This window comes from Nonomuraea sp. NPDC049378, assembly GCF_055586745.1.
On record NZ_JBVJHP010000001.1, the window covers coordinates 326,043 to 349,203 of the forward strand.

The 23,161-nt window shown below is 73.5% G+C and carries 23 protein-coding genes; 11 read left to right on the plus strand and 12 right to left on the minus strand.

Translation table 11 applies throughout. The annotated features are described in order from the left end of the window. Positions 1 to 5: 5 nt before the first annotated feature. Positions 6 to 449, minus strand: a complete 444-nt coding sequence (locus tag ACZ6SA_RS01410) for a hypothetical protein (RefSeq protein ID WP_465825972.1) — start codon at positions 447 to 449, stop codon at positions 6 to 8. 314 nt (positions 450 to 763) lie between these two features. On the opposite strand from ACZ6SA_RS01410, the gene ACZ6SA_RS01415 reads away from it, so the two are divergent. Continuing rightward, entirely contained in the window at positions 764 to 1,756 is a 993-nt protein-coding gene (locus ACZ6SA_RS01415; RefSeq protein WP_347641993.1) for an endonuclease/exonuclease/phosphatase family protein, read from the plus strand. A 107-nt stretch (positions 1,757 to 1,863) separates the two neighbouring features. On the opposite strand, the gene ACZ6SA_RS01420 is transcribed toward ACZ6SA_RS01415, so the two are convergent. After that, positions 1,864 to 2,052 carry a hypothetical protein gene (locus ACZ6SA_RS01420; RefSeq protein ID WP_347641992.1) on the minus strand — a complete coding sequence of 63 codons (189 nt, stop codon included), beginning with the start codon at positions 2,050 to 2,052 and terminating at the stop codon, positions 1,864 to 1,866. Between the two features lie 321 nt (positions 2,053 to 2,373). On the opposite strand from ACZ6SA_RS01420, the gene ACZ6SA_RS01425 reads away from it, so the two are divergent. The 4 genes from ACZ6SA_RS01425 (at position 2,374) to ACZ6SA_RS01440 (ending at position 5,999) form a co-directional block, all read left to right on the plus strand. After that, entirely contained in the window at positions 2,374 to 3,306 is a 933-nt protein-coding gene (locus tag ACZ6SA_RS01425; protein ID WP_347641991.1) for a helix-turn-helix domain-containing protein, read from the plus strand. 301 nt (positions 3,307 to 3,607) lie between these two features. Then, entirely contained in the window at positions 3,608 to 4,609 is a 1,002-nt protein-coding gene (locus ACZ6SA_RS01430; RefSeq protein ID WP_347641990.1) for an ArsR/SmtB family transcription factor, read from the plus strand. 20 nt (positions 4,610 to 4,629) lie between these two features. Further along, positions 4,630 to 4,908 (plus strand): hypothetical protein, encoded by a 279-nt coding sequence (locus ACZ6SA_RS01435; RefSeq protein ID WP_347641989.1) that lies wholly within the window; start codon positions 4,630 to 4,632, stop codon positions 4,906 to 4,908. Next, complete coding sequence (locus ACZ6SA_RS01440) at positions 4,905 to 5,999, plus strand: transglycosylase SLT domain-containing protein (protein WP_347641988.1); 1,095 nt, start codon at positions 4,905 to 4,907, stop codon at positions 5,997 to 5,999. The genes ACZ6SA_RS01435 and ACZ6SA_RS01440 overlap by 4 nt, the downstream gene beginning before the upstream one ends. On the opposite strand, the gene eccB is transcribed toward ACZ6SA_RS01440, so the two are convergent. Further along, entirely contained in the window at positions 5,993 to 7,393 is a 1,401-nt protein-coding gene (eccB, locus tag ACZ6SA_RS01445) for a type VII secretion protein EccB (protein WP_465825974.1), read from the minus strand. The two genes, ACZ6SA_RS01440 and eccB, sit on opposite strands and share 7 nt — an antisense overlap. 149 nt (positions 7,394 to 7,542) lie before the next feature. On the opposite strand from eccB, the gene ACZ6SA_RS01450 reads away from it, so the two are divergent. After that, a complete protein-coding gene (locus ACZ6SA_RS01450) occupies positions 7,543 to 7,860 on the plus strand; it encodes a hypothetical protein (protein ID WP_347641986.1) in 318 nt (105 codons plus the stop codon). Beyond that, complete coding sequence (locus ACZ6SA_RS01455) at positions 7,857 to 8,699, plus strand: hypothetical protein (RefSeq protein ID WP_465825976.1); 843 nt, start codon at positions 7,857 to 7,859, stop codon at positions 8,697 to 8,699. Before ACZ6SA_RS01450 ends, ACZ6SA_RS01455 begins: the two co-directional genes overlap by 4 nt. Here the strand turns inward: ACZ6SA_RS01455 and eccD are convergent. Continuing rightward, complete coding sequence (gene eccD, locus ACZ6SA_RS01460; protein ID WP_465825978.1) at positions 8,696 to 10,081, minus strand: type VII secretion integral membrane protein EccD; 1,386 nt, start codon at positions 10,079 to 10,081, stop codon at positions 8,696 to 8,698. The two genes, ACZ6SA_RS01455 and eccD, sit on opposite strands and share 4 nt — an antisense overlap. Before the next feature lie 104 nt (positions 10,082 to 10,185). On the opposite strand from eccD, the gene eccCa reads away from it, so the two are divergent. After that, a complete protein-coding gene (gene eccCa, locus ACZ6SA_RS01465) occupies positions 10,186 to 14,181 on the plus strand; it encodes a type VII secretion protein EccCa (RefSeq protein WP_465825980.1) in 3,996 nt (1,331 codons plus the stop codon). Positions 14,182 to 14,222: 41 nt separating this feature from the next. Here the strand turns inward: eccCa and ACZ6SA_RS01470 are convergent, their stop codons facing one another. From ACZ6SA_RS01470 to mycP, 8 genes are all read right to left on the minus strand, one after another. Beyond that, the gene (locus ACZ6SA_RS01470; RefSeq protein WP_465825981.1) at positions 14,223 to 14,651 is read right to left on the minus strand and encodes a YbaB/EbfC family nucleoid-associated protein; all 429 of its coding nucleotides are present in this window, start codon (positions 14,649 to 14,651) and stop codon (positions 14,223 to 14,225) included. A 25-nt stretch (positions 14,652 to 14,676) separates the two neighbouring features. Beyond that, entirely contained in the window at positions 14,677 to 15,504 is an 828-nt protein-coding gene (locus ACZ6SA_RS01475; RefSeq protein WP_465825983.1) for a hypothetical protein, read from the minus strand. Between the two features lie 12 nt (positions 15,505 to 15,516). Then, the gene (locus ACZ6SA_RS01480; RefSeq protein WP_465825985.1) at positions 15,517 to 15,876 is read right to left on the minus strand and encodes a hypothetical protein; all 360 of its coding nucleotides are present in this window, start codon (positions 15,874 to 15,876) and stop codon (positions 15,517 to 15,519) included. 4 nt (positions 15,877 to 15,880) lie between these two features. Then, positions 15,881 to 17,113, minus strand: coding sequence for a hypothetical protein (locus ACZ6SA_RS01485; protein ID WP_465825986.1), 1,233 nt, complete (start codon positions 17,111 to 17,113; stop codon positions 15,881 to 15,883). Between the two features lie 10 nt (positions 17,114 to 17,123). Further along, positions 17,124 to 17,459 (minus strand): hypothetical protein, encoded by a 336-nt coding sequence (locus ACZ6SA_RS01490; RefSeq protein ID WP_347641978.1) that lies wholly within the window; start codon positions 17,457 to 17,459, stop codon positions 17,124 to 17,126. A gap of 6 nt (positions 17,460 to 17,465) precedes the next feature. After that, a complete protein-coding gene (locus ACZ6SA_RS01495; protein ID WP_347622416.1) occupies positions 17,466 to 17,765 on the minus strand; it encodes a WXG100 family type VII secretion target in 300 nt (99 codons plus the stop codon). Positions 17,766 to 17,781: 16 nt separating this feature from the next. Continuing rightward, a complete protein-coding gene (locus ACZ6SA_RS01500; RefSeq protein WP_347641977.1) occupies positions 17,782 to 18,105 on the minus strand; it encodes a WXG100 family type VII secretion target in 324 nt (107 codons plus the stop codon). Between the two features lie 109 nt (positions 18,106 to 18,214). Next, complete coding sequence (gene mycP, locus ACZ6SA_RS01505) at positions 18,215 to 19,375, minus strand: type VII secretion-associated serine protease mycosin (RefSeq protein WP_465825989.1); 1,161 nt, start codon at positions 19,373 to 19,375, stop codon at positions 18,215 to 18,217. 126 nt (positions 19,376 to 19,501) lie between these two features. Between mycP and ACZ6SA_RS01510 the strand changes: the two genes are divergently transcribed. Genes ACZ6SA_RS01510 through ACZ6SA_RS01520 form a run of 3 tightly spaced genes read left to right on the plus strand, consistent with a single transcriptional unit; the run spans position 19,502 to position 23,144 of the window. Beyond that, positions 19,502 to 20,119 carry a hypothetical protein gene (locus ACZ6SA_RS01510; RefSeq protein WP_465825991.1) on the plus strand — a complete coding sequence of 206 codons (618 nt, stop codon included), beginning with the start codon at positions 19,502 to 19,504 and terminating at the stop codon, positions 20,117 to 20,119. A 23-nt stretch (positions 20,120 to 20,142) separates the two neighbouring features. Beyond that, positions 20,143 to 21,351, plus strand: a complete 1,209-nt coding sequence (locus ACZ6SA_RS01515; protein WP_465825993.1) for a hypothetical protein — start codon at positions 20,143 to 20,145, stop codon at positions 21,349 to 21,351. Next, complete coding sequence (locus tag ACZ6SA_RS01520) at positions 21,348 to 23,144, plus strand: protein kinase domain-containing protein (RefSeq protein ID WP_465825995.1); 1,797 nt, start codon at positions 21,348 to 21,350, stop codon at positions 23,142 to 23,144. The genes ACZ6SA_RS01515 and ACZ6SA_RS01520 overlap by 4 nt, the downstream gene beginning before the upstream one ends. The last annotated feature ends 17 nt before the right edge of the window (positions 23,145 to 23,161 follow it).

Consider the following 23,161-nt stretch of genomic DNA (forward strand, 5'->3'; position numbering starts at 1 on the left):
ACGGATCAGTCGCAGTGCCACCGCGAGGGAGGCGAGTACCAGGAGGTTTCGACCCCGTTGATCGGTACGCCGCCTCCCCAGTCGACGCACGTATGGGGCGCCTTCACCTTCCGCGGGCCGGCGTAGTAGGCATAGTTCCCGCGGTCGGTCTTGTAGTCGGAGAAGCCGCCGTCGCTGTTCTGCTTCGCGATGGAGGCCATCATCCACGTCCTGGTTCCCGCGTGCGCGTCCTTCTTCCACGTGATCACGCAATTGGATGTGCCGTTGTACAGCAGGTAGACGGTGGCTACCGCTCCTAAGTCCTCCTTGTCTATGACGTGGTAACTACCACCACCGCATGCCTCGATCGGGGACGACGCCGCATGCGCCGGGCCGCTGACCGCCACGGACCCGGCAAGCAGCGCCGCGGTGGCGAGCGAGAGCGTTGTTCTCCGTCTGCACGTACCCACTGAACTACACCATCCCTTCAGCACATGACCTCATGACGGTCGCCACCGGCACGGAGCGTGATGGGGAAACGCCGGTGGAGGCGGGCGGGCTGCCGGGATCCGGCATCGCTCGCGCGACTCTCCGGAGCCCGATCGTCCTGCCTCGCCTGCGATCACCCAACACGCGGTCACGTTTCCCCGGTGTTAGCAAAGGCGCCCGCCCGCGGCGCCGGGATGCGGCGGCACGCCGATCGTCGGAACCGTCCGCGTCGCGGCGTGCCGTTCCAGCCGTTTAAGGTGCAACCTGTGAAGCGTGTCGGGGACAGGATGGCGAAGTGAGCGCGGCAGTCGGCGTCGACCGGGCCACGACGGATGATCCGCCGCCTTCCCGGAAGAGACGTCGCAGGCGCTGGCTGTCCTGGACGGTCGTCACGCTGCTGGCCGTCTGGGCCGTCATCCGCGCCGGCGGCCTGGAGCAGGGCTCCTTCCTCACCCAGCTCATGACGGTGACGCCCATCGGGGCGGGGCTCGCGGCGCTGACCGCGCTGCTGTCGCTGCTGCGGCGCAACCGCCCTGCCGCGCTCGCCGCCGCCGTGGTGTGCGTGGTGATGGCCTCCATCGTGGCGCCGCGCGCGTTCGCCGCCGAGCAGCCTCCGGCGCAGGGCGCGCCGCTGCGGGTGCTGGCGATCAACCTGTTCACCCGGGCCGACGCCGAGACCGTGGTCGATCTGGTGCGCGAGCACGACGTCGACGTGTTCAGCGCCCTGGAGCTCAGCTACGCCGAGGTGGAGCGGCTGGACGCGGCCGGGCTCGCGCGGCTCCTGCCGCACCGCGTGCTGCAGCCCTCCTTCGGCGCCACCGGCAGCGGCATCTTCTCCAAACATCCGGCGAAGGAGCTGACGGGCCTGTTCACCCCGGTCGGGCACAACATGCCGGCCGCGACCGTGACGCTGCCGGGCGGGGGCACGGTCGAGTTCGTGGCGGTGCATCCCAACCCGCCGCTCGGCCGCAAGACGGAGGAGTGGAACGCCGCCCTGAGCGCCTTTCCCCCGGCCACCTCCTCGACGATCCGGGTGCTGGCCGGCGACTTCAACGCCAGCCTCGACCACCGGGCCATGCGCGACCTGCTCGACCGCGGCTACGTGGACGCCGCCGACCAGGTGGGCAAGGGCCTGGTGCCGACCTGGCCGAGCTTCAGGAAGTTCCCGCCCATCATCTCCATCGACCACATCCTGGCCGACCGGAGGGTGAGCGTGCGCCGGGTGGAGGTCTTCGACGTGCCGGGCACCGACCACCGCGGCGTCTTCGCCGAGTTGCGCCTCCCCTGAACGTCTGCGGGGACGCGGGCAGTCGCCGGGGGACAGGGAGGCAGAGCTCCGGGGACGCGTGGAGGCGCCCGCTCGCCGGCGGGCGGGCGGGCGCCGTCGTGCTGCGGTCAGGCCACGTTCTCTTCCCGCGCCCGCTCGAGGGCTTCGAGGTCGAACGCACCCGCCTTGACGGCCGCGGTGAAGGATTCCCAGTCGCGGCGGGGCACCTCCAGCACCGTGCCCGGGTGGTCGACGTGGATGACCTCCACGTGATCATTGATCCGCTTCGCCGCGACGCGGCCGGCGTCGTACGTCATCTGCAGCACTCCTTTCACTCGTCTGCGGAGATTCCGCCCCGGCCATCCGTTCGCAGGAGGACCGGGGCGGCTGCGGGGAAGCCTTCCATCCGAGTGGTCGCACCGGCCACCGGCGCCGGGTCGAGCGTGGATGGGAAATCCCACTCGCGGGCTTCGATCTTTGGGTCCCGGTGCAAAGATGTCCTCCCCGCCCGGGCCATCGCTCGTGTGCGCGCCCCTGCGCGGGCACGTTGAGCCGAGCAGGCCAGGCGTGCGCCGAGCTCACCCCGGCCGGCCCCGGGGGCCACTCGCGCCGCGCCCGATCGGCATAGGCTTGCCGGTATGCCGTTGGCCGAGCCGTGGGACGAAGACCGCGTCAGGGACGGCGAGCCCTTGTGCGAGCCGGCGGTCGAGGCGCGCGACACCAGCGCGCAGTTCGGGGCCGTGACCGTGGCGAGGCGGAGCTTCGAGCCGCAGCGCCTGTGGCGGGCGGAGGAGCACCCCGAGGAGCCCGAACTGGAGGAGACCTGCCAGCTGCTGGTGCCCCTGGCCGGGTCGCTGCAGGTCATCTGGGCCGACGGCCACGCGACGTCGGGGGTCGGCGACCTGCTGGTGCACGACATGACGCGGGTCCTGGCCGCGCGTTTCCGGGCACCGCGGCAGGGCCCGCGGTTCGAGGCCGCCATGGTGACCGTGCCCCGGTCGCTGGTCTCCCTGCCCACGCACCAGGTGGACGCAATGCTGGGCAGCAGGATGTCGGCCACCGACGGCATCGGCGCCCTGCTGGCGAGCTTCATCACCGGCCTGGCGGAGGACCAAGGCGCCTACCGGCCCGCCGACGGCGCGCGGCTCGGCATGGTGGTGCTCGACCTGGTCTCCGCGCTCCTCGCGCACGCCATCGAGACCAGCCCCGTCGTCCCGCCCTCCAACCGTGAGGCGCTCATCCTGCGTGTCCAGGCGTTCGTCCATGATCACCTGCGCGACCCCGACCTGGGCCCGCGCGCGCTGGCCGCCGAGCACCACATCTCCACCAGCTACCTGCACCGGCTCTTCCAGAAGGAGGGCAGCACGGTCGGCGGCTACATCAGGGCGCAGCGGCTCGACCGCGCCCGGCGCGATCTGGCCGATCCCGCGCTGCGAGAGGTGCCGATCCACAGCATCGCGGCCAGGTGGGGTTTCTCGCACGCCGCCGACTTCAGCCGGGCCTTCCGCCGGGCCTACGGAGTGTCGCCTCGCGACTTCCGGCGCGAGGCGGTCCACACCGCACCGCGCTGACGGGACTCCCGCCTGGAGTCACGTCGGTGCAGGGCTGCGCGCCAGCATGTTTTCGCTGGTCAGGCGGCCATGGGGACTTTTTTAAGTGAGAAGTTAGCGGAGGAGCATACGTTAACCAACCCAATCACGACACGACCCGACACAGAGGACATGTCATGCAGGTGACCCCGAAGCAGACGGACAACCACGCGCCCGTCCGGAGTGTTCGCATCACGTAGGGCTGGATCGCTCGACCTATGGATGTTTCCAGCTTCCTTGAAGCATTGCTCCAGCGATGACTGCGCTGCCTACAGTCCAACCCGTGGGGGCTCACGTAATCAGCACCGAGGCGTGGAGCGAGCTGCGTTTCAGCTCCACGCCACAGATCTCGATCTCCATCGCGCCGAACCTGACCGTACTCGCCATGATCGCCGACGCGCTCGCGGGGCGCCGTCGCGGCCTGCCCGAGCTCTGGCGGAGGGCGATCAGCGCGCGTGTCCGCCCGTACGGGCACGAGGCCGTACGCCCGCTGGCCGCGCCCGGCCGCACGGTCGCGCCCGACAGTCTCGTGGCCAGATCCCCCGTCGACGGGGACGTCACCATGCAGAGCCAGATCAGCGCGCTCCAGGACATCGCGCCGGACGCCCTGCTCAAGGACATGGAGCAGGCGTTCGGGCCGGGGACGCCGCCCGCGCACTGGCGTGCGGCCGCCGAGCAGCCGCGCCGCTGGCTGCGCGGCTACGCCGGCGCCGTGACCGACGTCTGGAACACCACGGAACCCCTGTGGAAGCGGGCCCGCCCGCTGCTGGACCGGGAGATCGAGCGGGTGGGGGTGGCGGCCGTGCGTGGCCGCCCCGAGCTGCTGTTCGGCTCGCTCAGCGACCGCATCGTCTGCACCGAGCGCGGCCTGCTCATCTCCGACCCGGAACCCATCGGGCACGACCTGGGCGACCGCAGGATCGTCCTGGTGCCGACGCTGGCCGGCAAGGACTCCGTGATCGTCAGCCTGGACGACCCCGAGGCGGTGTGGATCGCCTATCCGGTCCGCGGCGCCGACTCGCTGTGGCGCAAGCCGGTCAGGCCGGCGGTGGACGAGCTGTCCGCGCTCGTCGGTCCGATCCGGGCCGACCTGCTCTGCGCGCTCGACCAGCCCATGACCATGTCCATGCTGGCGACGGACATGAAGATCGCCCCCAGCGGCCTCACGTACCACTGCGACCGGCTGCGTGCCGGGCGGTTGATCACGCGGGAACGTCGCGGGCGCGAGATGTGGATCGCCCGCACCCGTCGGGCGGAGGAGCTGCTGGAGCTCTTCCGGCGCTGAGGAAGGGAAGGAGGGCGAGCGTGGTGCTCACGTTCCACCGCGGCGCGCTGGAGGCGTGCGCGGCCGCGGCCAGGTCGGCGTCGGGAGCCTTCGCGGGCATGACGGGCCAGGCGCCGGACGCGGCGGCCTTCGGGAACGTGTCCGGGTCGGCGGCCATGGCGACGGCGGCGGGCGACCTGCTGCGGGTCGCCGAGCAGGCGGCCAGGACCCTGGGCGGCCGCCTGGAGGCGGTCGAGCGCACCCTCGACGGCGTCGAGCGCACGGTGGTCGCCGCCGACGGCGCCGCGGTCCGGCGGTGAGCGCGCTCGACGACGTCAGGGCCGCGCCGGGCGGCGGCGAGCTGGCCGACCTGGCGGCCCGGGTGGCCGGCGCGCCCGAGGCGATCACCGCGGCGGCGCAGGCCTGGCGCGCCGCCGCGGGAACCGGCGGGCGGCACACCGGCGCGCTGCGCACCGCGGTGTCCGACGTGGACCAGGCCTGGCAGGGGTCGGGCGCGGACGCGTTCGCCGGTTACATGGGCAGGCTCGCGGGCTGCGGTGACCGGTTCCGGCAGGCGCTGCAGGACTGCGCGGGCCACCTCGACGCGGCCGCGAGCACGCTGAGCTCCGCCGAGACGCAGGCGCTGGAAATCTGCCAGGGGTACGCCTCCGCCGCCCAGGAGTTGCGCGGCCGTACGCCCAGGCCCGCCGAGGAGCAGGTGGCGCAGAGCATGCGGCCCGCGCTCGGCGAGGCCCGCTCGGCGCTGCAGAAGCTGGTCGCCGACACCGGCAAGGCGCTCGCCGACACCGCCGGGAGGCTCCAGAGCGCGCTCGGCACGATCCCGGACATCGCCAAGGAGCTCCCGGAGCCGGACGCCCAGCCCTTCGCACCCGCGCCGGGCAGAAGGCTCGACTGGTCGCCGGCGGAGGCGGAGTCACGCACGACCGCGCTGGCCGCGTCGACGCCGTCAGGCTCCTCGGGCGGCGCTTCGGGAGGCTTCGGCGGGTACGGCTCCAGCGGACCGCCGCCGGCCGGAGGCGGCCCGGCCCCACAGGGCCAGGTCGCCGGCTGGATCAACCAGGCGATCGCCATTCTCAGGAGGCACGGCTACACCCCGGGGCAGATGAACGCGAACGACATCTGGATGATCATCAAGCATGAGTCGGGCGGGAACCCGCACGCCATCAACAACTGGGACTCCAACGCGGCGAAGGGCACGCCCTCCAAAGGGCTGATGCAGACCATCGACCCGACGTTCGACGCCCACAAGCTGCCGGGACACGGCAACATCTACGACCCGGTCGACAACATCATCGCGGGCGTGCGCTACGCCGTCGACCGCTACGGCTCGGTCTCGAACGTGCCCGGCGTGGTCGGCATGAAGACCGGCAGCGGCTACCGCGGTTACTGATCCTGCTCGATCGCGGGCCTGGCCGCCCGCGCGGGGTCGAGCACGGGGCCCTCGGGGATGAGCTGGAGCACGTTCGCCGGCACGGGGGCGGCCTGGCTCGCGTCGTATCCGAGCTTGCCCAGCACGTCGGCGCCCGGCACGGCGTAGCGGCGGCCGTCGGCGGTGACCAGGTAGTAGGCCTGGACCGCCTTGAGCTGGCCGTCGCCGGGCAGGACGCCGGCCAGCACGGCCTTGCCGGGCGGCAGGCGTACGAGGTCGGTGGCGTCACCGTGCGGCTCGGGCAGCGTGGCGCCGGTGGTGAGGCGGGCGCGGGTGGATCCGGTTCCCGTGTCGGCGTAGACGGCGCAGAGCGGGCTGGCCGGGTCGTAGGCGGTCATGCGCGGCATGACGGGAGGCAGGCCGTCGGCGGGGATCGCGGTCCGCGAGCGGCGCGCGGCGTTGGCGGTGGCCGCGTCGACGGCGATCTCCTTCACCGCGCCGCCGCCGTAGGCCTGCCTGCTGTCGGGGTCGCTGAGCAGGAGCGTGGCCTGGCCCTGGGTGACGGGGGCGAGGCCGTCGGACAGCATGACGTACCAGCGGGCCTCGCCGCCGGCCACGCCGTCCGCGCGGAACACCTGGCCCACGGCGGCGGCCTTGCCCCCGGGGCCGGTGACCGGCCTGCCGCGGCCGCTGATGGCCGGCGCGGCCAGGTCAGGCCCCTCCGGCAGGGCGTTGAGCCAGGCGACCGGCACCGGGGCCGGCGTGGTGGAGGTGAGCCCGCGGGCGATGCCGCCCGCCACGCGCATGCGGGTGCCGCGCCAGACGGCCCACTGCCGGCCGCCCACGTCGACGAGGAGCGCGTCACCCTCCGCGACCGGCGTGCCGCCGACCTTACGGCCGGCGACCAGCGTCACGTACGGTTTGCTCCCGGTCGGCTCGGCGCGCTCCTGCACGCAGACCGCCCAGGGGCCCTTGGCCAGGTTGGCGGGGCCGGGCAGGGAGTCGGGGGCGCCGGGAATGCCGATGGGCGCGCCGCGCTCGTACCCGGCCAGGGCCTCGCGTGCCACGACCCGCTCCTTGATCTGCGCCGAGGCGAGCACGAGGCGGGCCGAGGCGTAGTTGGCGACGGGGATGAGCCTGCGCTGGTCGTGGCTGTAGACGTATCGGGCGCCCGTCTCGCGCTCGATGACGAGGGTCCCCGGCTCCTCGATCGACTTCGTGCCGCCGGGGCGCAGCAGGCCGAAGACGGCGAAGCCGACGCACAGCAGGACCGCCACCATGATCCCGGCCAGGAACCCGATGTTCTGCCGGCGCAGCGGCCACTCGGGCTGGTTGGGCTGGGCGCGCAGCAGGGCGAGGCCGATGCGCTGGATGGTGAGGCGGTACGCCTGGTAAAGGTCGCGCTGGTTGTGCACTAACGCCCCTTACTTCCCACTAGTCCTCACCAAACCCAATTTATAGGGATAAAAGATGCGAAGCCGCACGGTATCGCAGAAGCGAACAATGCCGGACCATTTCGTGACGTCCCCGCCACATCCGCCGACGGCGGCACAGGATAATGAACGTGAATCAGCACACCGTCTTCATCACTCCCGACGCGATCGGCGAAGTCCGGCGCGACCTCAGGGAGGACCTGCTGCCGCTCTTCGCGGAGATCCGCCAGATCCTCGAGGAGAACAGGGCGCTGGACCTCCCCGGCTGGGGGGCGCTGGGCGAGTGGACGGCCGGCGCCCTCTACCGCTCGCTCATCGACGCGTTCGTCCGTGACACGGAAGCGGCGCTCGGCGTGCTGAGGACGTGGGAGGGCGAGCACCTGCGCTTCGCCGAGGACAACTGGCGGGCCGCCGAGGAACTCGCCGTCCGGCGGGCGAGCCGGCCGTGACCCGCAGGGTCGCCGGCCTGGCCAGGGACGGCTCCCCGCTGCGCCCCTCGCGCAAGGAACCGCCCGACCCCGAGACCGTGCGGGCCGTCCTGCGCAGGTCCGCCCGGCTGGAGCCGTCCGTCCTCATCGGCCTGCTGGCCACCGCCCCGGCCGTGGCGAACGTGCCGGCCATCTGGACGGCCGCCGCCAACCTCCAGACGGGCGTGGGCGGCCGGCTCGACAAGGGCGCCAACAACGCGCTCACCGGCGTGATCAACGCCTCGGGGCGGAAGTGGATCGCCGAGGACCAGAAGGCGTTCGCCGACGCGGCCGCCGTGCTGCGGACGCACCTCGACGCCTTCCGCACCAACGTGCAGTGGGTGGCCGGGCACGTCGACGACATCGGCGACGGTTTCCTCGTCTACTGGGGAGCGGCGCTCAAGATCGCGCAGGAGACGTACCTGCGGCTGGCCGCGCTGCAGGTGCTCGCCCTGGCCCCGCAGACCCGGGTGGCGGCCAGGATCGCGACGCGCAGGACGGGCGCCCAGGCGAGCGCCGCGCTGGCCGCGTCGACCGGGCAGCTCCAGCGTTTCCTCGGCTCGCTCGGGCTCAAGGACGTGCTGAGCGGTGTCGCGGCGGGGATCGGCGGCTCGGCCGCCGTGCAGCTCGCGTTCATGCGGCCGGACGGCGGCGCGGCGATCGACTTCACCGAGGCGGCGATCGACACGGCGAAGGCGGGCACGTTCACCCGGCCCGAGCAGGGCGAGCCGCTGCCGGAGGCCACGCGGTCCTTCGACTGGCGGGTCAGGACGCCCGGCGGCGACATGAGCCTGGACGACGTGGCCGGCGACAGGAACTAGCCGACCAGGCCGCGGATGGTCTCGTACAGGTCGAGCACGGCCAGCGCCAGCGGGATCAGCGCGATCATCAGCAGGATGTCGGCGATGTCGCCCACCCGGCCCCAGAACGGGGACGGCTTCCCGGACGTGAGCCACAGCGCCGTGCCCGCCACGCCCAGGGCGAGCACCACCAGCCCGGGGACGATCCCGTAGCGCACCACCTCGTCCGCCGCCCCGAACACGGCTCCCGAGGCGGCCAGCGCCACGCCGAGCAGGGCCGTGGTCAGCAGCCGGATCCGCTGGCCGCGGCCCTCGAAGACGCGGGCCCGCATGACCATCGACGTCGGCAACACCACGCTCAGCGCGATCGCGGCCCAGGAGCCGTCAAGGACCAGCAGCACCTGGGCGCCGAGCACGACGAGCGCCACTCCGCCGAGCAGCCCGCCGCAGAACCGGTCGGCGGCCACCGTCTTGTCGATCACCAGCTCGCCGTCCAGGTCACCGCCCTCGCGCCGCAGCTCCTCCGCCGTCGTCGGCAGGGCGGGCAGCGGCATGCCCGCCAGCCGGAACGACAGGGACGGGATCGCCGTCGTCAGCCCCACCACGAGCGCGGCCAGCACCGCAGCCACCCCGGCCGCGGCCAGGTCGAGGCCCATGACCAGCCCCGAGGCGAGCAGCCCGCAGAGCGCGGCGGCGGCCACGCCCAGGAACGCCGGCAGACCGTCGGCGACGGCGAATCCGGTCGCCGTGGCCAGCATCAGCACCACGCCGGAGGCGGACAGCAGGTTGGCGGGCTGGAGGATGGCGCCGTCCGTGGCCGGTCCGAGCAGCCCGGCGACGAACCCGTACGGGAGGGCCGCGTAGCCGATGACCGCGCCCGACCGCGCGTCGCCGAGTGCCCGCGACAGCGCCGCCGCGACCATCAGCAGGACCAGCGCGACGACCCCCGCCACCAGGGCCGCGGGCGCCCAGGGCGGTCCGGTCGCGAGCAGCGCGGCGGCGCCCGTGCCGAGCAGGGCGGCGGCGGCGCGCAGCCCGTAGGACCTGGTGGTGGCCGGCTGCCAGCGGCCGGTGCGCTCCAGCACGCCCGTCGCCACGGCGTCGGCCACGTCGTCGAAGACGATCTCCGGCAGCTCGTGCCCGCGCGGGCGCAGGTGCAGCAGCTCGCCGTCGCGTACGACCAGCTCGGACAGCGTGGCGTTCAGGTCGAACGGCGGGCCGCCGAGCCGCTGGAGCACCCAGCCGCCATGGGCCAGGCCCGCCTCGGCGAGCCCCTCCCCCGCGATGCGCAGGAGGGTGGGCAGCAGGTTGCCGAGCGGCATGTCAGGCGGCAGGCCCAGGTCCAGGAATCCGCGCGGGGTCACGACGGTGACCCGGCACAGGTCGGTTCCGGTGGCACTCACCCGGACGAGTTTATGGATCGGACATCGCACGCGGCGCTTTAAAAGCATCGAGGAATTTTGAAATATCGCATATAACGCTTTGTCAGCGGCTTTTATGGGCTCTGATGAGTGGCAGCCTGATCGTGGTCCGCAGACCCGAGCGGCGCACGCCGCCCGAGCCTCCTGGCGGCGAGGTGCTGCTTGAATCGCCCCCCGAAATCCCGGAAACCGTCACCGGCGGCGGGCTGACGCAACTGCTCACGTACCTGCCCATGATCGCGGGGGCCGGGGCGATGGCGCTGATGGTCACCGGCGGCGGCACCGGAAGCCCGATCATGATGGTGTCCAGCGGCCTGTTCGCGGTCTCCATGATCGGCATGACCGTGGGCCAGATGATGCGCAACGCCGGTGAGCGCAAGAACCAGCTCAACGGCCAGCGCCGCGACTACTACCGCTACCTGGAGCAGGTCAGGAAGCGGGTCCGCGGCGCCGCCGCGCAGCAGCACCGGGCCATGACCTGGAACCACCCCGACCCCGCGGCGCTCTGGTCGCTGGTGATGACCAGCCGGTTGTGGGAGCGGCGGCCCCGCGACGACGACTTCGCCCAGATCAGGATCGCCACCTCGGCGCAGCGGCTGGCGCTGCCGATGATCCCGCCGGAGACCAAGCCGATCGAGGACCTCGACCCGATGACGGCGGGAGCGCTGCGCCGCTTCGTGCGCACGCACGCCACCGTGCCGGGGCTGCCCGTCGCGCTGGCGCTGCACTCGTTCGCCAGGATCACGATCAGCGGGGATCCGGATGCCGGGCGCGACCTCGTCCGCGCCGCGCTGGCGCAGGCCGCCGCCCTGCACTCGCCAGAAGAGCTGCGGATCTCGGTGTGCGCCGGAGGGGAACGGGCCACCGAATGGGAGCCGGTCAAGTGGCTGCCGCACGCCCTGCACCCGACCGAGGAGGACGGCGCCGGCCCGGTACGGCTGGTCGTGCGCGACCTCGGCGAGCTGGACGCCCTGCTGGGGTTCGAGCTGAAGGACCGGCCCCGGTTCAGCAAGGGGCTCGCGCCGGACGCGCTGCCCTACCACGTCGTGGTGGTGGACGGCGGCACGGTGCCCGCGGGCAGCCAGCTCGCCCTGGACGTCATCGAGGGCGTCACCGTCATCGACCTCGGCGGGGCGGCCCCGCAGGCGCCCGCGCAGCTCACCCTGCACCTCGAGGTCGGCCGCGACGAGGTGGTCAGGGTCGTCGAGGACGAGCTCGGCAAGGAGCTCCGGTCAGGGCTCGGCCGGCCCGACCGGATGGCGCGGCCCGCGTTCGCCGCCCTGGTCAGGCAGCTCGCGCCGATGCGCGCGGGCTCCGCCGGCAAGGAGGAGCAGCAGGACGTGTTCGCCACGAACACGACCCTCACCGACCTGCTCAGGATCGGCGACGCGCGGCGGTTGTCGCCCGCGTCCACCTGGCAGCCCCGGCCGGTCAGGAACAGGCTGCGGGTCCCGATCGGGCTCGGCGCCGACGGGCGGCCGGTCGAGCTCGACATCAAGGAGGCCGCCCAGGGCGGCATGGGACCGCACGGGCTGGTGGTCGGCGCGACCGGCTCGGGCAAGTCGGAGCTGCTGCGCACGCTGGTGCTGGCGCTGGCGACCACGCACTCGTCCGAGACGCTGAACTTCGTGCTCGTCGACTTCAAGGGCGGCGCCACCTTCCTCGGCCTCGACGCGCTGCCGCACGTCTCGGCCGTCATCACCAACCTGGAGGACGAGCTGCCCCTGGTCGACCGCATGCACGACGCGCTCCACGGCGAGATGGTGCGCCGCCAGGAGCTGCTGCGCGCGGCCGGCAACCACGCCTCCCTGCGCGACTACGAGCAGGCCCGCGAGCAGGGCGCCGACCTGCGGCCGCTGCCGACGTTGTTCATCGTGCTGGACGAGTTCAGCGAGCTGCTGACGGCCAAACCGGAGTTCGTCGAGCTGTTCGTGATGATCGGCCGGCTCGGCCGGTCGCTGGGCGTGCACCTGCTGCTGGCCTCGCAGCGGCTGGAGGCGGGGCGGCTGCGCGGGCTGGACACGCACCTGTCGTACCGGATCGGGTTGCGCACCTTCTCGGCGGCCGAGAGCCGGGCCGTGCTCGGGGTGGCGGACGCGTACTCGCTGCCGCCCGAGCCGGGCAACGCCTACCTCATGTTCGAGACCACCGGCATGACGCGGTTCAAGGCCGCGTACGTGTCGGGGCCGCACCGGGCGGACGCGGCGCGCAGGCAGACCGTGTCGGCACGCTCCGGCCACCGCGGGAAGATCGTCTGGTACGGCCCCGAGCGGGTGCCCATGCCGCCGGTGGCCGAGACGCCCCCGCCCGAGGACGACGCGGAGAGGCAGGGCAAACAGGACAGCCTGCTGGACATCGTGGTCGGGCGGCTGACCGGCCAGGGGCCCGCGGCGCACCGGATCTGGCTGCCGCCGCTCAAGGAGCCCGCCTCGCTCGACCGGCTGCTGCCGCCCATCCAGGCCACCCCCGGGCACGGGCTCACCGCGGCGGGCACCGGGCAGGAGCGGCCCGGGCGGCTGCACGCCGTGGCCGGCATCGTGGACAGCCCGTTCGACCAGCGGCGGGACCCGTACTGGCTGGATCTGTCGGGGGCGGCGGGCAACGTCGCCGTCGTCGGCGCGCCGCAGACCGGCAAGAGCACGCTGCTGCGCACGCTGATCACCTCGCTCGCGCTCACGCACACGCCCAAGGAGGTGCAGTTCTACTGCCTGGACTTCGGCGGCGGCACGCTGTCGGCGCTGTCCGGGCTGCCGCACGTGGGCGGCGTCGCCACCCGGCTCGACGCCGACGCGGTGCGCAGGACGGTGGCCGAGATGAGGACGCTGCTCGACCGCCGCGAGCAGCTGTTCGTGGAGCGCGGGATCGACTCCATGGCCACCTACCGGCGGATGGTCGCCTCGGGCGCCTACGAGGGTGACGGCTGGGGGGACGTTTTCCTCGTGGTGGACGGCTGGGCGATCGTGCGCCAGGAGTACGAGCAGCTCGAACCCGACCTCGCCGACCTGGTCACCCGCGGTCTCGGCTTCGGCATCCACGTCGCCGGCACCGCCAACCGGTGGATGGAGTTCCGCGCCTCCGTCCGCGACCTGCTCGGCACCCGGCTGGAGCTGCGGCTCGGCGACACGTTCGACTCCGAGATCGACCGCAAGGCGGCCGCCAACGTGCCCGAGCGGGCTCCGGGGCGCGGGCTCACCCGCGAGGCGCTGCACTTCCTCGCCGCGCTGCCGCGCATCGACGGCCGCTCCACCGTGGACGACCTGGCCGACGGGGTGAGCGGCCTCGTCGAGGCCGCGGCGGCCGCCTGGCACGACCACCCGGCCCCGCCCGTGCGCCTGCTGCCCTCCCTGCTGCCCGCGCACACGCTCCCGCGCGGCACCGGAGACCCGGCCGCGGACGGAGCCCGCGTGCCGATCGGGATCGACGAGGCCGCCCTGGCGCCGGTGTCGCTGGACTTCGGCGCCGACCCGCACTTCGTGGTGTTCGGCGACGCCGAGAGCGGCAAGACCAACCTGCTGCGCCTGATCGCCGGCGGCCTCGCGAGCACGCACACCCCCATGCGGGCGCGGTTCGTCGTCATCGACTACCGGCGCACGCTCCTCGACGCCACCGACACCGAGCACCGCATCGGCTACGCCGCCTCCAGCACCGCCGCCGCCACCCTGCTGAAAGGCGTGCAGGAGGTGCTGCAGACGCGCCTGCCGCCGCCGGACCTCACCTCGGAGCAGCTGCGGACGCGCAGCTGGTGGACCGGGCAGGACCTGTACGTGATCGTGGACGACTACGACCTCGTGGCCACCTCCAGCAACCCGCTCACCGTGCTCGGCGACCTGCTGCCCCAGGCCAGGGACATCGGCCTGCACGTGGTGCTGGCACGGGCCATGGGCGGGGCGGGACGCAGCATGCTCGACCCGGTCGTGCGGCGGCTGAAGGAGATGAACTCGCCGGCCGTGCTGCTGTCGGGGCCCAGGGACGAGGGCCAGCTGTTCGGCAACGTACGGCCGCGCAAGCTCCCGGTGGGGCGCGGCCTCTACGTGGACCGGCGGTCGGGCGAGAAACTCATCCAGACCGCCTACCTGGGCTGAGGGATCCCCTGAGGGCTCGCAGGCTCGGTGTGCGCTGGGGCTCAGCCGTCGAGATCGCGCTGGATGCGGGCCAGCTCGGCCGTCGCCTGGTCCATGGCGGCCTCGTACGCCTCCCGCGCCTCCCTCATGCGCAGGTCGGCGGGGTTGGCCTCGGCGGCCAGGTCGAGCGGGCCCTCCCCCAGGACGTCGCCGAGCAGCTCGGCCGATCTGGCCTCCATGTCGGCCAGCGCCTCGGCGATCAGGGCCAGGATCGTCTCGGAGAGCCGCTGCGAGCCCCACCGCATGGCGCGCGGGTCGATGTCGAGGCCCGTGACGCCCTGCGCGGAGCACTCGACCGTCACCAGCTTGGCCTGGTCGCGCGCGACGCCCTTGACGGCGAGCACCTGCTGGTAGAGCTCGTCCATCTCGGCGGCGGGCCGCTGCGCCTCCGCCACCAGCCGGTCGATGGCCTCCTCGTCGAACGCCGCCATCACCCCGTCATCCTTTCCCGTGCCATCACGCGCTCTCCGCGGGCCCGGTCTGATCCTCAGTCCCGGATCCGGGCAGACCCGCGCTCCCCGTAGATCCAGGCAGACCCGTCCCCGTGGAGCCGGGCAGACCCGCGGTTTCCGCGGATCCGGGCAGGCCCGTGGTCGCCTGCGGCGAGGTCTCCAGCCGGGTGTCGCTGAGCCGGCCCGCGACCGCCGACTGCCCCATCGTCCCGGCGGTCACCGCGACCGTGCCGCCCACCAGCGCCTGCTTGGCCGGAGACATCCCCGCCAGCTTCTGCGCCACCTTGCCGAGCACGCCCTTGCCGCCCTCGGCGAACGTTCTCGCCCTGGCCGCGATCGTCGCGGCCTGGTGGTCCGCCCTGCGGCCGAACCCGGTGGCGGCCACCTCGGCGGCCACCCTGGTGAACGGGTTCACCGTGGCGACCCTGTGCATCACGCCGGCCGCGAGGATGCCCGCGCCGGTGGCGAAGACGGCCTTGCCGAGGACGTCGTACACGTTGGCGGTGACGCGCAGGGTGTCGGCCGTCGCCCTCGGCGAGGCGACCTTCTGGGCGGCGTCGTCGGAGTAGGCCAGCACGGTGTTCTTGTACAGCTCGGCGCTGCGGGCGGACCACTCGACGCCGCGGGTGGAGGAGTCCACCACGCCGGGGTGCCGCTCCAGCGCCGCGGCCAGCCGCTCCCAGCCGTCGGCCGCCGCCTGCTGCTGGGCGGTGTCGCCGTACATGAGGGGCAGGATCAGCGTGGCGTGGCGGGCGCGGTTCCAGCCCAGGAGCGTCGAGCCGGTCATCGCCATGGCCGAGCCCTCGATGACCGACCACGGTTGTTCAAGCACGGGGTCTCGCTTTCACGCCTGGGTGCCGGGCTGGGTCTGGGATCGCGGGCCGGCCGGCATGCCGGCGGCCAGCCGGGCGGCGCTCGCGTCGCCGCCCGTGTAGCCGTTGGCCGTGCCGTACGCCTTGTCGTGGATGTCGGCCACCTGGTCGCGCTTGGCCGACAGGTATCCGCGCGCGGCCGCCTTGACGTCGTCCAGGGCCTGCCCGAGCGACCCGCCGAGCAGCCCGAAGGCGCCGTACGCCCCGGAGGTGAGCTCGACCCGCCCGATGGCCCGGCTCATCTCCTCCAGGTCGTGCATGGGCGCGGCGGCCATGTTCCGGCCCATCGCGCGGATCGACTCCACCTGGGCCGCGACCGAGTCCTGGCTCATGCTCTCACCCCACCACCGGAGGGCCGCCGTCGATCGCCGGCCGGAAGAAGTCGTCGTCGCCCTTCGGCGCGAGCGAGCGGCGGCCGGCCCGCCCGTCCTGCGGGACCGCTCCGCCCATGGGCATGAACGGCACTCCGCCGCCCGCCGTGACGCCCGCCTCGCCTCCGGCCACGGGTGCCCGGATCGCCGGCGGCGTGGCGCCCACGACCGGCACGGTGCCCGGCCGCACGGAGGGACCGGTCTCGGCCGCGACGCTCCCGGTCCGCGCCGGGTCCCCGGTGGCGGACGGGTCGTGGCCCGTGGCAGGGGACGGCCCGCCGCCGCGCCTGAGCGCGGGCACGGAGGCCGTGACGGGCGGGGGCGTGCCGAACGCGGGCGGGTGTCCCGCCTGGCGTCCGTCCTGGCGGGCGACCGCCGGAGCCGCCGTGCCCGGCCGCGCGGCGCCCGCCCCGGCCGCCGTCGTGGTGGGGGCGGCGTACGGCGCGCCCGCGTTCGCCGGCGGCCCCCCACCGGGGCTGCCCGGCACCGGCCCGCCGCCCGGGTGGCCCCCCGGCGAACCTGCGGGCGCGGGCCGGGAGCCCGGCGTCGCGGCCAGGTCGGTGGCGGCCCGCCCCGCGCCCTCGTACGGCGGGACCCCGTGGTCACCGCTCCGCAACGGCGTCGCCACCTGCTGGGAAGGCGGCAGGTACGGCGCCGGCGAAGCCAGTTCGGCGTCCCAGGGCAGCCGCTCCGGCAGAGCCGTGTGCGCCTGGTGGTAGGCGCCGTTCAGCTTCGTCATGAACTCCCGCGCGTCGGCGTCGGGATCGTTGGCCGGCATCGACTGCCCCGCCCCCATGCCACTGGCCTCCACCCAGTACGTGCGCTGCTCCGTGGCCTGGTCGAAACGTTCCTTGGCCGAGACCAGCTCGCGGCTCACCAGATCGAGCGAGGGCGGCACGCCGTCGACGCCGTCCCGCAGCGCCTGCAGGTACGTCTGGAGCCGCTTCATCCGGGCGAGCATGGCCCTGGCCGACTCCCCTCCCCAGCTGCCGTCGGCCACCAGGCGGGCCGCGCTGTCTCCCAGCGTCGTGATCGTGGTGGTGAGCAGCTCGGAGGCCGCCCTGTAGGCGTCCGCGACGGGCCCGAACTCCTCCGGCCTGGTCCCCATGACCATCCGCCGGATCTCCTCGCGCCCGCCGTACCCGTGGACGTTCCCGCCCTGGAGGCAGCCGTTCCTGATCGGCTTCGGTTCCGGCAACGCGTTTCCTCTATTCCTTGCCCGGCGCCGCGCCGGCCCGCTGGTCGGCGTCCAGCACGGTGCCGGCGGTCTCCGCCAGGTCGTCGACGACCCGCTGGACCTGCTCCATGACGAAGTCGAGCGAGTCGCAGGTGGCCACCCTGGCCCGGACCACCGTGCCGGCGTACCCCTGGGCGATGTCCCAGTCGCCGGGAGCCGCCGGGGAGAGATCGGGCACCTGGTGCTTGGCCGCCTCCAGCCGGGGCAGCAGCTCCCTGGTCAGTTTGCCGGCCACGTCGAGGAGCACCTCAGGCTTGCACCTCACCGTGTCACCCGCGGTGGCCGGGTCGATGAGCGGCTCGTCCACCGTGGCTCAGGTGCCCCAGCGGCGCATGTTGGCGTGCTCGGCGTCCCGCATGATCTGCGTCGCGTCCTGCAGCGCGGGACTGAAACGCTGCATGGTGTCTCCCATGGACACCACCGCGCTGTTCCACTCGCTCTTGGCCGCCAGGTAGACGTCCTTGGCGGCGCCGTCCCAGGTCTCCAGGATCTTCAGGTCGCTTTCCAGGTCGGTCAGCTCGCCGGTCAGGTTCGCGTAGGCCCGGCCCAGCTCCGCCGCGATCTCATCCATCTCGTCGAAGTTCGCGAGGATGATCTCTCCGCCACCGGTCATGGTGATTCTCCGTTCGTCAGACTTGGCCGGCGCTCAGCGCGGCCTTGAGCCGGGCTGCGACGTCGCTCGCGTTGGTGTTGGCCTCGTCGTACTGGATGCCCGAGCCTTTCAGGTTCTCCGCGATCGTGTGCAGCGCGTCGATGACCCTCTTGAACTGCGGGTTCCACTCGTTGAGCACCTGCGTGAAAACGGTCGCCGACTGGCCCTGCCAGGCGCCGCCGAGCGTCGCCGGGATCTGGGTGAGCCGGTTGTGGATCTGCATGATGTTCTGGTGGGCGATCAGCGCGCGTTCTGCGGCGCTGTGCTGGCTGCCCGCCTCATAACGTGTGGGCTCTGGCACGTGCACCTCTCGGTCTCGTGGCCCGGAAATCGACCGGGTTCCCGTACTTTCCGATCAACGTAAGTTGGGGCGGACGAGGCGGGCCACCCTTTCAACTTTCCTGTAAGTGTCACTGTGCTCCCCGCGCGTTCCCCGCGCGCCAGCCCCGGCGACGGGCTCTGGGCAGCATCAGCGCCAGGAAGACCACCAGCGTGGTGGCGCCGAGCGCGCTCGCGGCGATCCCGATGGCGATGGCCTGCTTGCGGGCGTCCGGCACCGGCGCTCTCGCCAGCACGATCGGCGGCGCGGCGGCCCTTTCCCCGGTGGGCGGGGTCACCGAGGTGACCGCCAGCAGCGGGTTGATCAGGCCGGCTCCGGTGCCCGCCGCGCCTCCGCCCTCGGCCGTGCGCTCCAGCCTGCGCTTGATCTGCCAGTGGTCGAGTTCGGGGTGCCTGGCTCTGACCAGCGCGACCACGCCGGACACGAACGGGGCGGCGAAGCTGGTGCCGTCCAGTTCCGTACGGTAGCCGCCGCCGGTCCAGGCGCTGGTGATCCCGGCTCCCGGGGCGGTGACCGAGATGCGGGTCACGCCGTTGGAGAACTCCGACTTCGCGCCGTCGGGCGAGGCCGAGCCGACCGCGATCACTCCGGGATACTCCGCCGGGTACGCCGCCGCGACGGCGCCGTCGTCCTGCTTGACGTTGCCCGCGGCCGCCACGATCACCGCGTCCTTGGCCTGCGCGTACGTCACGGCCGCCTTCAGGTCCGGGTGGTCCTGGGCCTGCACGGACACGTTGATCACGTCGGCGCCGAGGTCGGCGGCCCGCCGGATGCCCCTGGCCAGCCTCGCCACGTCGCCGGAGCGTCCCTCCGTCTGCTTGATCGACAGGATTCTCGCGTCGGGCGCGACCCCCATCACGGGCACGCCGCGCGAGGTGAGGTCACGTCCGGCGATGATCCCGGCGACGGCCGTGCCGTGGCCGACGCAGTCGCGCCTGTCGGTGCCGGTGAGATCCTCCTGCCGGACGACCACTCCGGACAGCTGGGGGTGCGTGGCGTCCACGCCGCTGTCGACCACGGCCACCGTCACGCCTTCGCCCCTGGTGAGCCGCCACACCCGCTCGAACCGCAGCCGCTGCTGCGGCCACGGCTCGCCGGTGACCTCCGCCACGCCTGGCTCGGGTTCGCAGCGCACGACGGGAGTGGTCGCGGGGGTGGGGGCGGGTGAGGGGGTGGGGCTGAGGGCGAGTGCCAGGCCGATGGCCGTGGCGCCGGTCCAGGGAAATGGCACAGTACGGAGTCTGGCGATATTTCCGTTTTGTGGTCACTCTCTTACAAATATCTTGAAATAAGGCCTTGCCAGGTCGGGCCCGGGATAGGCAGGTGTCGGCAGGTTCGTCGACGTGGAGAGTGAACAGTGGGGACACCTCAGGCCGAGGGCGGCGACGCGCACGGCGACCCCAGGGCGGGCCTGGGCCTGTCGGCCGAGCAGCGTGACGTGCACAGCTACACCTCCCCCAAAACCGGGCTCACCACGGAGTGGACCGAGGGCCCCGGCAACGTCGAGGAGGCGTACGCCGACCACATCCACTTCCGCCGCAACGGCGACTACCCCGCCGAGCCGCCCGCCCCTCCGGCCCAGCAGGAGTACGCCGACCTGCTCGCCCGCAACCGCATCGACCCGGGCACGGCGAAGGACGAGCTCTTCATCGAGGTCGGCGCCTACGAGGACCCCGCCTCCGGGAGGACGCTGCCGACCTCCCCGGTGGAACAGCTCCGGCGCGACCTCGAACGCCTGCAGGGCGAGACGGGCGGGCAGAGCCTCAAGGTGCGCCTCACCCTCGCCGCGCTCAGCGAGCGCGACCTCGGCGCCTGGCAGGCCGCCGCCGACTTCAAGGCGACCACCGACAGGGCTCAGCTCACGCTGGGCTCGGCCGTCGACCGCGTCTACTCGGTGTACGCCGCCGTGCTGCAGGCGCTCGACGAGACCGTCAAGACCGCCAAGAACGCCGACCAGGCCGCCACCGGCGGCTGATCCCGCGCAGCGACGAGGGGACGATGACCGACTACTACGTCGAACCGCTCAAGGACACCAGGGCGCCGCAGATCGAGGACACGATGCCCGTCGGCGGCGACGGCAACGGCGACGCGGAGAGCAGCGACGGTGTCTCCGCGCTCATCCAGAGCACCGAGCCGGACCGGGTCGCCGAGGCGGGCCGGCAGTACAAGGCGATCGCCGACATGTGCGAGGAGTCCGTGGAACTGCTGCACAAGCAGGCCGGGTCCATCGCGGAGACGCTCGGCGGCGAGACCCTGGAGCAGGTCTTCAAGACCGTCGGCGAGCTGCAGAAGGACCTCGCGCGCATCGCCTTCGCCGCCCGGTCCGTCGGCGAGCCCCTCCGCTGGTACGGCGAGGAGGTGCTCCCCTGGTTCCACGACAACGTGCCGAGGACGGGGGGCGTCGGGCTCGACGACTCGGTCGGCGACTTCTTCGGCACCGACACCAACGCCCACGCCCTCGCCCGGCACCACCTGCGGCAGCTCAACCGCTTCATGGGCGAGGCGTACAACGCCATGGGCGACTACGTCGAGCAGCGGTCCAGGGCGCCGCAGACCGGCATGACCGGCGAGTACGGCCCGTTCGGCCAGCAGCCGGGCCTGGGGTCGATCGGGGGTCCGTACTCGGGTCTGGGCTCGCCGTACGAGTCGGCCGGTCTCGGCGGCACGCCCGGGCTGGGCGGCCCGGACGTCCCCGGCCTCGACGACCCGTCCCTGCGGGACCCGTCACTCAAGGACCCGTCCCTGCAGGACCCGTCACAGCAGGACCCGTCGCTCAAGGACCCGTCGCTGCAGGACCCGTCGCTGCAGGACCCGTCGCTGCAGGACGCCGCCCGGAACCCCGACCTCAGGACGCCGGACCTGAAGACCCCCGAGATCAGGTCGCCGGACCTGCCCCAGACCCCCTCCCCGACGGACCTGTCCGCGGTCCCGCAGACCTCGCCCCAGAACCTCGGGAGCATCCCCGCCACGGGGCCGAGCGCGCCCTCCGGCAGCGCCCCCGCCACGCAGCTCGGGAGCACGACGGCGCCGCCCCCGGCCGGCGGGCGGGCCGGGGCGGCCGGCATGCCGATGGGCATGATCCCGCCCATGATGGGCGGCGCCGGGCAGGGCGGCCAGGGGCGGGACCGGGAACGCGCCACGTTCCCGCTGGTGGAGGACGAGGCCTTCGAGACCGATGACATGGGCGGCCCGTCCGTGATCGCATGACGGTGATCACCGAGCGCGTCCGCGGCTACCGGCTGCTGGAGCGGGCCGGCCAGGACGGCCCCTGGGCCGTGCACCTGGCGCGGCCCGCGGCGGCCGGGGCCGACGTGCTGGTCAGGACGCTCGCCTGCCATCGGGTGGACAGGCGGGCGCTCAAGCGGATCGTCCGCGGATTCGGCTTCCCCGAGGCGCTGGCCGCCCACGCGGGCGTCATCCCGGTGCTGGAGGTCGGGGCGACCGGGGACGGGCGGCCGTACCTCGTGACGCCCGTGCACGAGGGTCTCACGCTGGCGGAGCGGCCCGGACGGAGCCTGCCGATGCCGCCCGCCCAGGCGGCGGGGCTGCTGCGGTCGGTGGCGGGCGCGCTCGCGGCCACCCACGCGGTGGGCGGCGTGCACGGGCGCGTCAAGCAGGAGAACGTCATCGTGGCACCCGGCGGGGTGGCACTCACGGGGTTCGCCATGTCCGCGCTGATGTCCATCGTGGAGCTGCCCGACGGGACCGTGCCCTCGGTGCACGCTTCGCCGGAGGAGCTCGAGGGCCGCGCGCCTTCCCCCGCGTCCGACGTGTACGCGCTCGGGTCGATGGTGTACGAGCTGCTCGCGGGGCGGCCCGCGTTCCCGCTGGACGGGCCGGCGAGCACGGCCAAGTTCACGCTCGGGGTGCTGACGGAGAGCCCTGCGCCGCTTCCCGCCGGGGTGCCGCGCGAGCTGGCCGGCCTCCTGGCCAGGGCGATGTCCAAGGACCCCGCCGCCCGCCCGGCCGTCACGGACCTGGCCGCCTTCACCGTCGGCGCCAGGGGACGAGCGCCCGCGTCCGCCCCGGCCCCCGGCCCTCCGCCCGCGCCCGCCGGAGGTGCCGGGGCGCCGCTCAGCGGGGGCCCGTCCGGTCCGGGGCTGGACCTGCCGCTGCCCCGCCGCCCCGCCGACCGGCCGTACGCCGTGGCGGCGGATGGTGAGGAGGACCCGGAGAGGTTCGAGCGCTCGGCCCCCCGCGAGCTGGTCTGGACGGTGGACCACGACCGCTCGCAGGTGAGGCCGCCCGCCGGTCCTCAGCCTTTCCTGCCGCCGCCTCCCGACGTCCCCTCGGAGGAGGCGCCACCGCAGGAGCAGCCCGCCGGCAGGAGGGCTCCGCTGTTCGTGGCGGGCGCGTCGGCGCTGGCCGTGCTCGTGGGCGTGGGCAGCGTGGCCCTGGCCATGAGCGGCGGCTCCGGCACCGAGGTGCAGCAGCGGCAGCGCGTGGCCGCCACCGCCCCCGGCGACCCGGACCCCGTCACCCCGCCTCGGGCCGACCGGCAACCGTCGGCCGTCCCGCAGACCTCCCATCCGGACTCGCAGCCGGACGCACAGCCGGGCCGGACCTCGCAGCCGGAGGAGTCGCGCGCGCGGTCACGCCCGGCGACGTCGCCGCCCGCCGACCGGCCGGTCACCGACCCGAAGGACGTCGCCGGGTACCGTCCGAAAAGCCTCAAGGTGGTCGCCGACAACGGCACCACGGTGACGCTGGCCTGGAGGGCGGTGCGCAAGAGCGGCTACCCCACGGTCGTGCAGCAGGCCCCTGGCGATCGCCTGATGTCGGCGACCGGCGACGCCGGCACGTACACCGTCGGCGGCCTCGACCCGGCCACCGGCTACTGCTTCAAGGTCGGCGCCGTGGTCGCCCTCGGCCAGCCCTCGTCCGTCGCCTGGTCGCCGGCGCTGTGCATCCGCGGGGCCACGGAGGCGGACCCGCGCGGGCATGACGACGAGACCCAGCCTCCCATCGTGCTCCCCCCGGCCACCCCGCCCCCATCCTGACGGCGCTCCACCGCCCC